The organism is Stenotrophomonas sp. Steno-C15 (genome assembly GCF_056393265.1).
This window is the reverse complement of record NZ_JBWJPF010000008.1, coordinates 115,138-129,913: the sequence shown is the minus strand read 5'-3', so window position 1 is coordinate 129,913 and position 14,776 is coordinate 115,138. Positions and strand designations below refer to the sequence as shown.

The 14,776-nt window shown below is 66.0% G+C and carries 13 protein-coding genes; 9 read left to right on the top strand and 4 right to left on the bottom strand.

Features of this window, described 5'->3' with window-relative positions:
• Positions 1-20 precede the first annotated feature (20 nt).
• Positions 21-1,760, bottom strand: coding sequence for a transcription termination factor Rho (rho, locus tag AC06FB_RS08940; RefSeq protein ID WP_346475326.1), 1,740 nt, complete (start codon positions 1,758-1,760; stop codon positions 21-23).
• Positions 1,761-1,990: 230 nt separating this feature from the next.
• Positions 1,991-2,320 carry a thioredoxin gene (trxA, locus tag AC06FB_RS08935; protein WP_025878607.1) on the bottom strand — a complete coding sequence of 110 codons (330 nt, stop codon included), beginning with the start codon at positions 2,318-2,320 and terminating at the stop codon, positions 1,991-1,993.
• Between the two features lie 523 nt (positions 2,321-2,843).
• Between trxA and rhlB the strand changes: the two genes are divergently transcribed.
• From rhlB to AC06FB_RS08895, 8 genes are all read left to right on the top strand, one after another.
• A complete protein-coding gene (gene rhlB, locus AC06FB_RS08930) occupies positions 2,844-4,571 on the top strand; it encodes an ATP-dependent RNA helicase RhlB (protein WP_262101392.1) in 1,728 nt (575 codons plus the stop codon).
• A gap of 123 nt (positions 4,572-4,694) precedes the next feature.
• Positions 4,695-5,381 carry a cell division ATP-binding protein FtsE gene (ftsE, locus tag AC06FB_RS08925; protein ID WP_053515652.1) on the top strand — a complete coding sequence of 229 codons (687 nt, stop codon included), beginning with the start codon at positions 4,695-4,697 and terminating at the stop codon, positions 5,379-5,381.
• A gap of 3 nt (positions 5,382-5,384) precedes the next feature.
• On the top strand, positions 5,385-6,332 hold the full coding sequence (gene ftsX, locus AC06FB_RS08920; protein WP_053515654.1) for a permease-like cell division protein FtsX: 948 nt from the start codon (positions 5,385-5,387) through the stop codon (positions 6,330-6,332).
• Between the two features lie 7 nt (positions 6,333-6,339).
• Positions 6,340-7,182, top strand: coding sequence for a response regulator (locus AC06FB_RS08915; protein WP_053515655.1), 843 nt, complete (start codon positions 6,340-6,342; stop codon positions 7,180-7,182).
• Positions 7,179-7,892 carry a uracil-DNA glycosylase gene (gene ung / locus AC06FB_RS08910; protein ID WP_053515657.1) on the top strand — a complete coding sequence of 238 codons (714 nt, stop codon included), beginning with the start codon at positions 7,179-7,181 and terminating at the stop codon, positions 7,890-7,892. The genes AC06FB_RS08915 and ung overlap by 4 nt, the downstream gene beginning before the upstream one ends.
• A gap of 277 nt (positions 7,893-8,169) precedes the next feature.
• Positions 8,170-9,045 (top strand): RNA polymerase sigma factor RpoH, encoded by an 876-nt coding sequence (rpoH, locus tag AC06FB_RS08905; RefSeq protein ID WP_053515659.1) that lies wholly within the window; start codon positions 8,170-8,172, stop codon positions 9,043-9,045.
• Positions 9,046-9,363: 318 nt separating this feature from the next.
• Positions 9,364-10,365: an RHS repeat domain-containing protein gene (locus tag AC06FB_RS08900; protein ID WP_227255310.1), complete on the top strand. Its 1,002-nt coding sequence runs from the start codon at positions 9,364-9,366 to the stop codon at positions 10,363-10,365.
• Positions 10,366-10,371: 6 nt separating this feature from the next.
• Positions 10,372-10,854, top strand: a complete 483-nt coding sequence (locus tag AC06FB_RS08895) for a DUF2247 family protein (protein ID WP_193395995.1) — start codon at positions 10,372-10,374, stop codon at positions 10,852-10,854.
• A gap of 149 nt (positions 10,855-11,003) precedes the next feature.
• Here AC06FB_RS08895 and purD read toward each other — a convergent pair whose 3' ends face one another.
• Both purD and purH read right to left on the bottom strand, forming a co-directional pair.
• The gene (gene purD, locus AC06FB_RS08890; RefSeq protein ID WP_193395994.1) at positions 11,004-12,287 is read right to left on the bottom strand and encodes a phosphoribosylamine--glycine ligase; all 1,284 of its coding nucleotides are present in this window, start codon (positions 12,285-12,287) and stop codon (positions 11,004-11,006) included.
• Positions 12,288-12,348: 61 nt separating this feature from the next.
• Positions 12,349-13,932, bottom strand: coding sequence for a bifunctional phosphoribosylaminoimidazolecarboxamide formyltransferase/IMP cyclohydrolase (gene purH / locus AC06FB_RS08885; RefSeq protein ID WP_065174411.1), 1,584 nt, complete (start codon positions 13,930-13,932; stop codon positions 12,349-12,351).
• 210 nt (positions 13,933-14,142) lie between these two features.
• Here purH and AC06FB_RS08880 point away from each other — a divergent pair, with 210 nt between their 5' ends.
• Positions 14,143-14,760 (top strand): CDP-alcohol phosphatidyltransferase family protein, encoded by a 618-nt coding sequence (locus AC06FB_RS08880; protein ID WP_065181553.1) that lies wholly within the window; start codon positions 14,143-14,145, stop codon positions 14,758-14,760.
• The last annotated feature ends 16 nt before the right edge of the window (positions 14,761-14,776 follow it).

Sequence of the window (14,776 nt, the reverse complement as noted above, 5' to 3'; positions counted from 1 at the left end):
CGCAGTGCGGGGCTTTTTTCTTATCGCTTCATCGAACCGAAGAACTCGTCGTTGGACTTGGTGTTCTTCATCTTGTCCAGCAGGAATTCCATCGCGGCCATTTCATCCATCGGATGCAGCAGCTTGCGCAGGATCCAGATCTTCTGCAGCAGTTCCGGCTCGATCAGCAGGTCTTCGCGGCGGGTGCCGGAGCGGTTGATGTCGATGGCCGGGAACACGCGCTTCTCGGCGATGCGGCGGCTCAGGTGCACTTCGCTGTTGCCGGTGCCCTTGAACTCTTCGTAGATCACCTCGTCCATCTTCGAGCCGGTGTCGACCAGCGCGGTGGCGATGATGGTCAGGCTGCCGCCTTCTTCAACGTTGCGCGCGGCACCGAAGAAGCGCTTCGGGCGGTGCAGGGCGTTGGCGTCCACACCACCGGTCAGCACCTTGCCCGAGCTCGGCACGACGTTGTTGTAGGCGCGTGCCAGGCGGGTGATCGAGTCCAGCAGGATCACCACGTCCTTCTTGTGCTCGACCAGGCGCTTGGCCCGTTCGATCACCATTTCGGCGACCTGCACGTGGCGTGCGGCCGGCTCGTCGAAGGTCGAGCTGATGACCTCGCCGCGCACGGTGCGCTGCATTTCGGTCACTTCTTCCGGGCGCTCGTCGATCAGCAGCACGATCAGGTGCACGTCCGGATGATTGGTGGTGATCGCGGTGGCGACCTGCTGCATCATCATCGTCTTGCCCGCTTTCGGCTGGGAGACGATCAGCGAGCGCTGGCCCTTGCCCTGCGGGGCCATCAGGTCGAGGATGCGGCCGGTGATGTCTTCCGACGAACCGTTGCCGCGCTCCAGGGTGAAGCGGCGACGCGGGAACAGCGGGGTCAGGTTCTCGAACAGCACCTTGTTCTTCGACGCTTCCAGCGGCTCACCGTTGATGGTGTCCACGATCGACAGCGCGAAGTAGCGCTCGCCGTCCTTCGGGAAGCGGATGCGGCCGGACAGGTGGTCGCCGGTACGCAGGTTGAAACGGCGGATCTGGCTGGGCGAAATGTAGGTGTCGTCCGGGCCGGCCAGGTAGCTGGCTTCGGCCGCGCGCAGGAAGCCGAAGCCGTCCGGCAGGATCTCCAGCACGCCATCGGCGGCGACGCCGTCGCCATGGCGGGTCAGCACCTTCAGCAGGGCGAAGATCACATCCTGCTTGCGGGCACGCGCCACGCCTTCGGAGATCTGCAGCTGTTCGGCGATTTCCAGCAGCTTCTGCGCCGGCATCCGCTTGAGATCGCTCAGCGAATAGACCGGGAAGCCTTCCGGCACCGTCGGCTGCACGCGCGGCACGAACGCCTGCTGCTCGCCGCCCTCGTTGGGCATGCCGTCATCGCGGAAGCGGTTGTTGCGGTCGCGGTCGCGGCGGTTGCGGAAACGGTCACGGCGGTTGCCCTGACCCTGGCCTTGGCCCTGCTGGCCATTCTGGTTGTGCGGATGCTGGCCGCCACCCTGAGGGTTCTGCTGCCGCGGCTGGCCGGATTCGCGACCCTCACCGCCTTCACCGCCGCCACTGCTGGCAGGGGCCTCGGCGGCGGGCGCGCTCGGCGCGGGAGCGGCTGCGGCCGGCGCCGGTGCTTCGGGCGCGGCGGCCAGCGGCAGAGTCGGCTGCGCGGGGGGCGCGCTGGTTTCGGCGGCGGCCGGTGCGGCAGCCTTGGTCACGCGGGCCTTGCGCACGCGCTTTTCGGCGGGCGCTTCTGCGCTGCCGGTTTCGGGAGTGTTATCGGACAAGAGCGTTATTCCTCGCTTGAAGGTGCGAGCGCCCGGCTGGGGCGGCGAACGTTGGGGATGGGTCTGGAAGAAACTGCGTCCAGAAGGTGCGGCACGCGAACGCGGCCGGATGTGCCGACACTATCATCGGCCCGCGGCGCCGTGCAAGGGTCGCCGGGAACAGCATTCATGCAGGCGCGGTCCGCGCCTGCCGGCAGCCGCACCGGGCGGCTGCCGGAGTCGTTACAGGATCAGGCCAGGGCCTTGTCCAGCAGGCCGGCCAGCTGGGCCTTGCCCACCGCGCCGATCTGCTCGCCGACCTTCTCGCCATCCTTGAACACGACCAGGTACGGGATCGAACGCACGTGGTACTTGGCGGCCAGCGCACGATTGTTGTCGACGTTGACCTTGGCGATCTTGGCGCGGCCCTGGTAGGCATCGGCCAGCTCGTCCAGCGCGGGGGCGATCATCTTGCACGGGCCACACCACTCGGCCCAGAAATCGACCAGCACCGGTTCCTTGGAATTCAGCACGGCGCTATCAAAGTCGGCATCGCCGACGTGTACAACCTTGTCGCTCATCTTGGTTTCTCGTCTTGGATTGCACCCGGCCAGGCCGGAGGTGGGTGAACTGGGCCTTGCCCGGTGGCGCGACCCTCGTCGTTGCCTCGCGGCGTCCTGCCGCGGTGCGTTCGGCGGGATGCCTGGACGCTCACGGCCGGCAGTGTACCCCTATCGCGGGGCATGGACAGTGGCCGGCTGGAACCCAGCGTATCGTGATCGTTTCGAAGCGCGGTATGTGTCGGATTTCACTGTCTTCCTGAAGTGGGGGCCGGCAGCTGCGGACTCCAGCGACCCCGGCAGGGCTGTTCAAGCGCGGTGTGGCTGGGTGAAGAGGCGTCCCGCACGGGCCTGTCTCGCGGTTGTGTGAGACGGTTCATTCCGGTTTGGCCGCCGGAGTGCGTTAAACTGGGGCATTGAGCGGCGCGCGGACCCGGTGGTCCCCGGTCCGCCGACCCGCCGCAGGGGCCGCAGTTTGCGACGGTGCCCCCAGACGATGCAGTGCCGCCCGCCCGCTGGCCGGTGGCCATACCAAGACGGACTCATGAGCGACAAACCGCTGACCGATTTGACCTTTTCCTCCTTTGAGCTGCATCCGGCCCTGCAGGCCGGCCTTGAAGGAGCCGGATTCACCCGCTGCACCCCGATCCAGGCGCTGACACTGCCGGTCGCGCTGGCCGGTGGTGATGTCGCCGGCCAGGCCCAGACCGGCACCGGCAAGACGCTGGCGTTCCTGGTTGCCGTGGTCAACCGCCTGCTGAGCCGCCCGGCGCTGGCCGACCGCAAGGCGGAAGACCCGCGCGCGCTGATCCTGGCGCCCACCCGCGAGCTGGCGATCCAGATCCACAAGGACGCCGTGAAGTTCGGTTCCGACCTGGGCCTGCGTTTCGCCCTCGTCTACGGTGGCGTGGATTACGACAAGCAGCGCGAGATCCTGCAGCAGGGCGTGGATGTGATCATCGCCACCCCCGGCCGCCTGATCGATTACGTCAAGCAGCACAAGGTGGTTTCGCTGCACGCCTGCGAGATCTGCGTGCTGGACGAAGCCGACCGCATGTTCGACCTGGGCTTCATCAAGGACATCCGCTTCCTGCTGCGCCGCATGCCCGAGCGCACCACCCGGCAGACCCTGCTGTTCAGCGCCACCCTCAGCCATCGCGTGCTGGAGCTGGCCTACGAGCACATGAACGAGCCGCAGAAGCTGGTGGTCGAAGCTGAAACAGTGACCGCCGCGCGCGTGCGCCAGAAGATCTACTTCCCGGCCGACGACGAGAAGATCCCGTTGCTGCTGGGCCTGCTCTCGCGCAGCGAAGGCGCCCGCACCATGGTCTTCGTCAACACCAAGGTCTTCGTCGAGCGCGTGGCGCGTTCGCTGGAAAAGGCCGGGTACCGGGTCGGCGTCCTGTCCGGCGACGTGCCGCAGAAGAAGCGCGAGAGCCTGCTCAACCGCTTCCAGAAGGGCCAGCTGGAAATCCTGGTCGCCACCGACGTGGCTGCCCGCGGCCTGCATATCGACGGCATCAAGTACGTCTACAACTACGACCTGCCGTTCGACGCCGAAGACTATGTGCACCGCATCGGCCGTACCGCACGCCTGGGCGAAGAGGGTGACGCGATCAGCTTTGCCTGCGAGCGTTATGCGATGAGCCTGCCGGACATCGAGGCCTACATCGAACAGAAGATTCCGTCCGAGCCGGTCACCAAGGAACTGATGACCGCACTGCCGCGTCCGGAACGCCCGGCCACGGTCGCTGGCGAGGACGGTGACGAGAACGAGAGCGTCGGCCAGATCTTCCGCGAGGCGCGCGAAGCCCGCGCCGCCGAGGAAGAGCGTCGTGGCGGTGGCCGCAGCGGTGGTCGCTCCGGTGCCGGCCGTGGCGAGCGCCGCGAGGGCGAGCGCAGCGGCGAACGCCGCTCGCGTGGTCCGCGCAAGCCGCGGGTGGAAGGCGAGCAGGGCGCGACCGCGCCGGTGGAAGGTGCCGCGTCCGGCACCCCGGCCCAGGCCCCGCGTCCGCCGCGTCCGCCGCGTGCCGAAGGTGCTCCGGAGCTCGCGGCGGACGGCGAGCGCAAGCCGCGCAAGCGCCGTCGTCGTCGCCATGGCCGTCCGGTCGAGGGTGGCGAGGCGATGGTCGCCAACGGCAGCGCCGGCAACGGTGCCTCGCCGGTGACGCCGGTTCACGTGGTGGCCAAGCCGGTGCGCAGCACCGACGCCGCCGACTCGTTCCTGACCCGCATCGGCCGCAAGATCCGCCGGATGCTGTCGGGCGGCTGATCGGCGCACCCGGTCAGCGGTAGCGCCGGGCCATGCCCGGCGCGCGCAGCGGCAGATCGACGATTCCACCCGGGCGCGTCCCGGCGCTATCGATACTTCGCGCCGGTCCTGCATAATCGGGGCATGAGTGTCCTGCGCTTCGACAATGTCAGCAAACAGTACGCCGGTGGCCACGAAGCACTGATCGACGTCAGCTTCGAGGTCGCGCCGGGCGAGATGCTGTTCGTCACCGGCCATTCCGGGGCGGGCAAGAGCACCCTGCTCAAGTTGATCCACCTCGACGAGCGGCCCAGCCGCGGCGCGGTGGTCTTCGACGAGCGCAACCTGCTGAAGGTGCGCGGCGGCGACGTGCCGCGCCATCGGCGCGCGGTCGGTGCGGTGTACCAGGACCATCGCCTGCTGATGGACCGGACCATCGCCGAGAACGTGGCACTGCCGCTGATCCTGCGCGGTACGCGCCGTGGTGACATCGGCAAGCGCGTGCGTTCCGTGCTGGAACGGATGGGCCTGGGCCATCGCGAGAAGGCGCTGCCGTCGCAGCTGTCGGCCGGCGAACAGCAGCGCGTGGGCATCGCCCGCGCCATCGTGGGTGAACCCAAGCTGCTGGTTGCCGACGAGCCGACCGGCAACCTGGACCCGACCCTGGCGGCGGAGATCATGGCCCTGTTTGCCGAGCTGCCCGCGCGCGGCACCAGTGTGCTGGTGGTCAGCCACGACCTTCCCCTGCTGCGTCGCATGCGCAAGCGTGTGCTGATTCTCGACCACGGCCGGCTGGTGGACGACATCTCGCCGCAGGATCTGGCGGAGTAACGCATGGCGAAGAACGAAAACAGCGAAGCCGCCGCACCCTCGCGTCTCGGCGTGTGGTTCCAGCACCACGTGCACAGCGTGGTGTTCAGCCTGGGCCGCGCCTGCCGCAAGCCGTGGGCGACCCTGCTGACGGTGATGGTCATGGCGCTGGCGCTGGCGCTGCCACTGGGCCTGTCGATCGCGCTGGACAACCTCAAGCATTTCGCCGGCAGCGTGCAGCAGTCGCGCGACATCAATGTCTTCCTCAAGGGCACGGTGGATGGCCCGGGTGCGTTGCGCCTGGCCGGCCAGCTGCGCGACCGCGATGACGTCGGCGAGGTGACCGTGCGCACGCCCGAGCAAGGGCTGCAGGAGCTGCGCGATGCCGGCCTTGGCGAGGCGATCGACGCGCTGAATGACAATCCGCTGCCTTCGCTGCTGGTCATCACCCCGGGGCAGGGCAAGGACGATGCGCGTCTGGCGCGTGCGCTGGAAAGCCTGCCCGAGGCCGATCTGGTGCAGCACGATGCGCTGTGGCGGCAGCGTCTGGATGCGTGGCTGGCGTTCGGCGCGCGGCTGGTACAGGTGCTTTCGGTGCTGCTCGGCGTCGGCGCTGCGCTGGTGGTCGGCAACACCGTGCGCCTCGACATCCAGGCACGGCGCGAGGAAATCGGCGTGCTGCAGCTGCTCGGCGCCAGCGATGGCTTCATCCGCCGGCCCTTCCTGTATCTGGGCGCCTGGTACGGGCTGGGCGCCGGCGCGGTGGCGCTGGCCCTGATCGGTGTTGCCGGCGCCGCCCTGCGCGCGCCGCTGGCTGACCTGTCACGCAGCTACGGCAGCCCGTTCGTGCTGCACGGCCTGGACCTGCTGCATGGCAGCCTGGTCCTGCTGGGCACGCTGCTGCTGGGATGGCTGGGCGCGTGGCTGGTCACCGGCCACTTCCTCCGCCAGACCCGCCCGACCGACACCTGAGACCGGCATGCAACCGCAAGCGCTGAAGCACCTTGAAGGGCCCGCTACGCGGGTGATGGTGGTCGACGGTTCCAAACTGGTGCGCAAGCTGATCGCCGACGTGCTGCAGCGTGATCTGCCGGGCGTGGAGGTGATCGGCTGCGACAGCATCGAGGATGCCCAGCAGGCGCTGGCGCAGGGGCCGGTGGACCTGGTCACCACCTCGCTGACCCTGCGTGACGGCGACGGCCTGGCGCTGGCGCGGACGGTCCGCGAAGCTGCCGGCCAGGCGTACGTGCCGGTGATCGTGGTCTCCGGCGATGCGCAGCAGCATCTGGAGCAGCGGCGCTTCACCGAGTACGTCACCGACTATTTCGACAAGGCGCTGGGCCATGAGGCGCTGGCGACGTTCATCCGTGGCTATGTGCAGCCGCAGACCATTCCCGGGGCGACCATCCTCTACATCGAGGACAGCCGGGTGGTGGCGGAGGCGACCAAGCGCATGCTCGAACGCCAGCAGCTCAACGTGCTGCACGTGGTCAGTGCCGAAGAGGCCTTCACCCTGCTCACGGCCGAATCGCTGGGCCGCAGCCGCCACCGCATCGACCTGGTGTTGACCGACGTCACCCTGAAGGGCGAATTGAGCGGACGCGACGTGGTGCAGCGCGTGCGCGTGGATTTCGGCTACGGCAAACGCCGACTGCCGGTGCTGGTGATGACCGGCGACGGCAATCCACACAACCAGACCGGGTTGCTGCAGGCCGGTGCCAATGATCTGGTGCTGAAGCCGATCGAGGAGCGCCTGCTGGTGACCAAGGTGCTGTTCCAGCTGCGCCTGGCCCGCTTGAACGATGGACCCCTGTTGCGATGACCGATGACGTAGTGGACACCCCGACGATCCAGCTGGAACCGAGCTGGAAGCAGCAGGTCGGCGATTACCTGTTGCAGCCGCAGATGCGCGAACTCTCCACCTTCCTGCGCCAGCGCAAGGCGGCCGGCGCGGCGGTGTTCCCGCCGGGGCCGCAGATCTTCGCGGCGTTCGACGCCACGCCGTTCGAACAGGTGAAAGTGGTGATCCTGGGCCAGGACCCGTACCACGGGCGCGGCCAGGCGCATGGACTGAGCTTCTCGGTGCCCGCCGGCGTTCCGGTGCCGCCATCGCTGCTGAACATCTACAAGGAGATCGAAGGCGACCTGGGCATCCCCCGTCCCGATCACGGCTGCCTGGTGCCGTGGGCGCAGCGCGGCGTGCTGCTGCTCAATGCCGTGCTGACGGTGGAGGAGGGCAGGGCCGGCGCCCACCAGGGCCGCGGCTGGGAAGGCTTCACCGACCACGTGGTGGATGTGCTCAACCGCGAACGCGAAGGCCTGGTGTTCATGCTCTGGGGGGCCTACGCGCAGCAGAAGGGCAAGGTCATCGATACCCGGCGCCACCGTGTGCTGAAAGCCCCGCATCCCTCGCCGCTGTCGGCCCATCGTGGCTTCCTCGGCTGCCGGCATTTCTCGATGGCCAACGACTACCTGCAGCGTCGCGGGCAGGCGCCGATCGACTGGTCGCTGCCGCCGCGCGCGGCGCTTTGACCTCCGCCGGCAGCCGGGCCTGAACACCGGGCAACGTTTCCTGGCCTGAATGGGCCTCCGGAACGGCCCGTTCAGCTCCGCTTGACCGGAATCGGCCGGTTCCCGGCAGGTAATTGATTGAATTCCAAGGGATTGTGAATCCCGAAAAGCGCGCTCGCCACTGTCATCAAATCGCGCTACGGTAGGGCTCTGTTTGGGACCAGTGTTGCATCAATAGGATGCTGGAACTTTTTCCTCCTTTAGCAGTCCAAATCCCGGACTGCTAAGATGGGTGCCTATGAGCCAGAACACCTCTACTGCCCTTGTGGCAAACAATCTCCCGATTCCCAGTGCGCTCGGTTCGCTGGACGCCTACATCGGTGCCGTGCACCAGATCCCGGTGCTGTCGGTCGATGACGAACAGGACCTGGCCCGTCGCTTCCGCGACGGCAACGATCTGGACGCTGCCCGTGAGCTGGTGCATTCGCACCTGCGCTTCGTGGTGCACGTGGCCCGCGGCTACAACGGCTATGGCCTCGCCCTGGGCGACCTGATCCAGGAAGGCAACATCGGCCTGATGAAGGCGGTCAAGCGCTTCGACCCGGACATGGGCGTGCGCCTGGTTTCCTTCGCCGTGCACTGGATCCGTGCCGAGATGCACGAGTTCATCCTGAAGAACTGGCGCATCGTCAAGGTCGCCACCACCAAGGCGCAGCGCAAGCTGTTCTTCAACCTGCGCAAGTCGAAGACGCGCCTGGGCTGGATGAACGCCGCGGAAGTCAGCGCGGTGGCCAAGGATCTGAACGTGTCCGAGCGCGAGGTCATGGAAATGGAGTCGCGCCTGTCCGGTCGCGATATCGGTTTCGATGCGCCCAGCGACGAGGATGATGATCATGCGCCGCCGTCGCCGGCCGCATACCTGGTGGCCAACGATGAAGATCCGTCGATGGCCTACGAGCGTGCCGACAGCGAGGACAACCAGCTGCAGCTGCTGCGCGAAGGCATGGCCGAACTGGATGCGCGTTCGCGTGACATCATCCGCCGCCGTTGGCTGGATGCGGACAGCAAGGTGACGCTGCAGGAACTGGCAGACGAGTACGGCGTGTCGGCCGAACGCATCCGCCAGGTCGAGGCGAATGCCCTGAAGAAGATGAAGGCGCTGTTCACCGCGTAAGGCATGGATCTTAGGTTCGGTTTCTATCTCCGGCACCCGTTCTGATGAAAAGCCCCGGCGTTGGTCGGGGCTTTTCGTTTGGCCGGCATGGCAGTTAGTGATGCGGGCCGCTGATCGGGTGCTTCAGTAGTATCAGCCCATGGCTGGCACTCTTGCGCTGCCGGTAGCCGTTCAAGCCCTCGCGAGGTTTATAGCGAAGGGCCTGGCCCAATGCAGAATCGTCCCTTTGGCCTCAGTCCTAGAGTTGGACTCCGATGATTACCCTTCTGTGCTATGAATGCCAAGCCTTGCTTCAAGGCTCTTTCATGCATTGGAATGATGCGCAGGTTTGAGAGAACTGCAAGCGGTGTGTCGACCCGCTTCGGGGGAATTGAAGATCGAACTCGCAAGCTTGGTGTCATAGGCGCCTGGCTGTGCTGCCTGCTGCTGATGGGCCTTGGCCTGTCACCATCCGCAATCGCCCAGACAACGATCACATACATTCACACTGATGCCCTCGGCTCGGTTGTGGCCGAAAGCGATGCCAACGGCAACGTCATCAAACGATATGACTACGAGCCCTACGGGGCCGTGGTAAGCGGTCAGGTCACGGATGGACCTGGGTACGCCGGACATGTGAGTGACTCGGCCACAGGGCTGAGCTACATGCAACAGCGCTACATGGATCCACAATTGGGTGTGTTTTTGTCAGTGGACCCAGTCACCGCTCACCAAAAGCCAGTTGAGCAGTTCAATAGGTATCGGTACGCGAACGGGAATCCCTACAGGTTCGTCGATGCGGATGGAAGGCAGGCCGCAGAGCGATTCGTTGAGCAGCATCGGAGGGATATTGCTGCCGGAAATGGCGCCGTATACGAGCCGATGAGACCGGCCGCAATCGCTGTTACAGCGGCAATGGCTGCCCCAGTGCTGATCGAAGCTGGCATGGTTGCGATGGCCAATCCAAGTGTCATATCAGCAGCTACCAGTATCGCTGCTGATATCGCAGGAGTTACAGGTGCCGGTGGAGCAGGTGTGGTGGCATCCAAAGCTCTGAGTGTTGAAGGTCGGGCACTTCTGAATTCCCGACCTGTGGGAAGTGCACTCAAAGCCGACGCTGGGCACAATTCGGCGACCTTTATGCGAGAGACCGCTGCAGAAGCGGGTGTTCATACTCCGTTGACAGGGGGTGACGGCGTGGTCCGCACTCTGACGCAGCTGCCAGGTGAACTCAATGGAAAGGCCGGTCGATTTGAATACATAGTCGACAAGGCTGGCGACTTGACCCATCAAAGATTTGTGGAAGGTGGCAGCATGAACGGAATACCAAACAAGAAGTGAGTGTCCATGAGAACGTATGACTCTATTCAACCCTACGGACCCTGGAATCAGACCGAGGTGGCATGGGCACTGGGGCGCCATCTGATTGACTTTGAGGTTGTGAAGCAGTGCGCGTCGGAGCAGAAGGAACTGGAAGAGAAGTTCAATCTGAACGCCTTGATTGAAAGGCTTGAAGGGGTTCTTCCCGATGAGCGTAATAGCGTAGCTGCGCAGTTGGCGGCATTCGATAAGAACTCAAACGAGGATGAGATTCTCAGAAGATGGCTTGTTGCATTTCTCGCGGACGCCTACGCCAAGCGCGATGAGATTGCTGATCCGCTCGGAGAGGTTGAGAGGATCTACGCTGATTTTGATTACCCGGAGTCTCTGGAGAGCTTTGTCAGGTACATGCCAGCTTCTGATGGGTATGATCCGTCTGCTCACTCACATGAGCAGAACGTTGCGCGGCTCTTCGAGAACTGGAAACGTTATCTTGACTCGGCGAAATAGCGGATTCACTCAGCGTAATTTCCTTCGCTTGACGTGCGTCGCCTCTTCCCGAAGCGCACCGTCCCGGCTTCCATGCCGAGGACGGTGAAGACTCCCAGAATCCGTGATCTGGTTCCATGCAGGAGGCTGCGTGGTGGATCTATCAGGCCTTACCCCTCACGCGCGATCGCGCGCCAGCCGATGTCGTTGCGGTGGAATTCGTTGGCCCAGCTGACCTTGGCCACACCGGCGTAGGCATTGGCCTGCGCATCACGCACGCTGTCACCCAGCGCCGCCACGCACAGCACGCGGCCGCCGGCACTGACCACCCTGCCCTGCGCGTCCAGTGCAGTACCCGCATGGAAGACCTTGGCGCTGGCCGGCACCTCATCCAGGCCGGAAATCACATCGCCGGTGACTGGCGATTCCGGGTAGGGTTTCGCGGCCAGCACCACACCCAGCGATGGGCGCGCATCCCACTGTGCCTGCACCTGGTCCAGGCGGCCATCAATGGCGGCTTCCACCAGCTCGACCAGATCCGACTGCAGGCGCAGCATCACCGGCTGGGTTTCCGGGTCACCGAAGCGCACGTTGAACTCGATCACCTTCGGTGCGCCGCTGGCATCGATCATCAGGCCTGCGTAAAGGAAGCCGGTGAACGGAATGCCGTCGGCGATCATGCCCTGCACGGTCGGGTTCACCACCTCGCGCATCACCCGCGCGTGCACCTCCGGCGTGACCACCGGGGCCGGTGAGTATGCGCCCATGCCGCCGGTGTTCGGCCCGGTATCACCGTCGCCGACTCGCTTGTGATCCTGCGAGGTGGCCATCGGCAGCGCATGCACGCCATCGACCATCGAAATGAAGCTGGCTTCCTCGCCGTCGAGGAATTCCTCGATCACCACGCGTGCGCCGGCGTCACCGAATGCGTTGCCGGAGAGCATGTCGCGCACCGCATCCTCGGCCTCGGCCAGGGTCATTGCAACGATCACCCCCTTGCCGGCGGCCAGGCCATCGGCCTTCACCACGATCGGCGCACCCTTCTCGCGGATGTAGGCCAGTGCCGCCTCCACGTCGGTGTGCACGGCGTAGAACGCGGTCGGGATGTTGTGCCGGGCCAGGAAGTCCTTGGCGTAGGCTTTGCTGCCTTCCAGCTGGGCAGCGGCGGCGGTTGGCCCGAAGATGCGCAGGCCGGCGGCACGGAACCGATCGACGACGCCTGCCACCAGCGGCACTTCCGGGCCGACCACGGTGAGTTCAACACCTTCGGCCTGGGCCAGGGCCAGCAGACCATCGATGTCGGTGACCTTCACCGCCACGTTGCGGCACTTGTCTTCGGTGGCGGTGCCGGCGTTGCCGGGTGCCACGAGTACCTCATCGACGCGGGAGGACTGGGCCAGCTTCCATGCCAGGGCGTGTTCGCGGCCGCCGGAGCCGATGACGAGGATCTTCATGGGACAGGGTTCTCGTAAGCAGAAAAGAAAAGCCGGGCAGGGCCCGGCTTGGTGATGCGGATCAGTGGCGGAAGTGGCGCACGCCGGTGAACACCATGGCCAGGCCATGCTCGTCGGCGGCGGCGATCACCTCGGCGTCGCGCATCGAGCCGCCCGGCTGGATGACTGCCTTGATGCCGGCGGCGGCGGCGGCATCGATGCCGTCGCGGAACGGGAAGAACGCATCGGAAGCCATCACCGAGCCTTCAACCACCAGGTTCGCGTCGGCCGCCTTGATGCCGGCGATGCGCGCCGAATACACGCGGCTCATCTGGCCGGCACCCACGCCGATGGTGCGGTTGTCCTTGGCATAGACGATCGCGTTGGACTTCACGAACTTGGCCACCTTCCAGGCGAACAGCAGGTCGGTGAACTGCTTGTCGGTCGGTGCCAGCCTGCTGACCACTTTCAGTTCGTCACGGGTCATGCCGCGGTTGTCCGAGGACTGCAGCAGCAGGCCCGAGCCGACACGCTTACTGTCGAAGTTGTTCAGGCCGTCGCCATGCGGAATGCGCAGCACGCGCACGTTGGCCTTCTTCTGCGCGTATTCCAGCGCCGCCGGCTCGTAGTCCGGTGCGATCAGCACTTCCACGAACTGACGGTCCAGGATGACCTGTGCGGTGGCGGCGTCCAGCGGCTTGTTGAAGGCGATGATGCCGCCGAAGGCACTGGTCGGGTCGGTGGCGTAGGCCAGCTCGTAGGCATCGCCGTTGCCGGCACCCACCGCCACACCGCACGGGTTGGCGTGCTTGACGATGACACAGGCCGGCGCATCGAACTGGCGCACGCATTCCCAGGCGGCATCGGCATCGGCCAGGTTGTTGTAGCTCAGTTCCTTGCCCTGCAGCTGCTGGAAGGTGGCCAGGGTGCCCGGCACCGGGTACAGGTCGCGGTAGAACGCGCCGCTCTGGTGAGGGTTCTCGCCGTAGCGCAGGTCCATCACCTTGACGAAGGTGGAGTTCATCTGCGCCGGGTACTCGGCACGCACCGGCACGGCGGCGTCGGTGGCGGTGACCGCCGACAGGTAGTTGCTGATCGCCGCATCGTACTGGGCGACGCGGTTGAACGCGGCGACCGAGAAGGCGAAGCGGGTGGCCGCCGGCAGCTGGCCATCATGGGTGTCCAGGGCGCCCAGCAGCTCGGCGTACTGCGACGGGTCGGTGGCCACGGCCACGCGGGCGAAGTTCTTGGCCGCCGAGCGCAGCATGGCCGGGCCGCCGATGTCGATGTTCTCCACCGCGTCGGCCAGGGTGCAGTCGGCCTTGGCGGTGACCGATTCGAACGGGTACAGGTTCAGTACCAGCAGGTCGATGGCGCCGATGCCGTGTTCGGCCATCACGGCGTCATCCAGGCCCGAGCGGCCCAGCAGGCCGCCGTGCACCATCGGGTGCAGGGTCTTGACCCGCCCGTCCATCATTTCCGGGAAACCGGTGACCTCGGCGACGTCCTTCACGGCCAGGCCCGCATCACGGATCGCCTTGGCGGTGCCGCCGGTGGACAGCAGCTCGACGCCGCGGGCGGCCAGAGCGGTGGCCAGCTCGACCAGGCCGGTCTTGTCGGAAACGGAGAGGAGGGCCCGACGGACGGGCAACAGATCAGCAGTCATGGGACAGGGCAATCGGCAGCGGAGCGGGGCCGATATTGTAGGCGGTGGGGGCCGACGGCGGGCGGCGGCGGCAAAATTGACCGGCCCCAACGGCCCTGCGGCCGCCTTCGGTATGCCTTGGCCGGCGCCGCGCCGCGGACATTTCGACGGAGGTGCGCTCCCAATCGGGTAGGCTGTGCCGGAACTGCCAGGGAGCTGCGGGTTCGGATCGTGTCGATCTATGCATTGAAAGGACGTTTCCAGGACCTGCTGCGTCCGGCCGTAGGCGGCCTGCATCGCGCGGGGATCACCGCCAATGTCGTGACCGTGGCCGCTGCCGTGGTCTCGCTGCTGGTCGCCGTCGTGGTCTGGTGCTGTGCGCCACAGCAACCGCTGCTGTATCTGGCCCTGCCGCTGTGGATGCTGCTGCGCATGGCCCTCAATGCCGTGGACGGCATGCTGGCCCGCGAGTTCGGCCAGCAGTCGCGGCTGGGCGCCTATCTGAACGAGCTGTGCGATGTGGTGGCCGATGCGGCGCTGTACCTGAGTCTGCTCAGCGTGCCGGGCGTTCGCCCGGAAGCGCTGTGGTTGCTGGCCTGGGGCGCAGCACTGAGCGAGTACGCCGGCGTGCTGGGCCTGATGGTCGGTGCCAGCCGCCGCTATGACGGCCCGATGGGCAAGAGCGACCGTGCCTTCGTCATCGGCCTGCTGGGCCTGCTGCTGGCGTTCGGTTGGGCCGGTGCCTTGACGGTCGGCGGCGTGGCCGCAGCGATGGCGCTGCTGTGCGGGGTAACGGCGGTCAACCGCGTCCGGCGGGGACTGAAGGAAGCGGCCACAGCGCAGCGATAAGTCAACAGCCCACCAG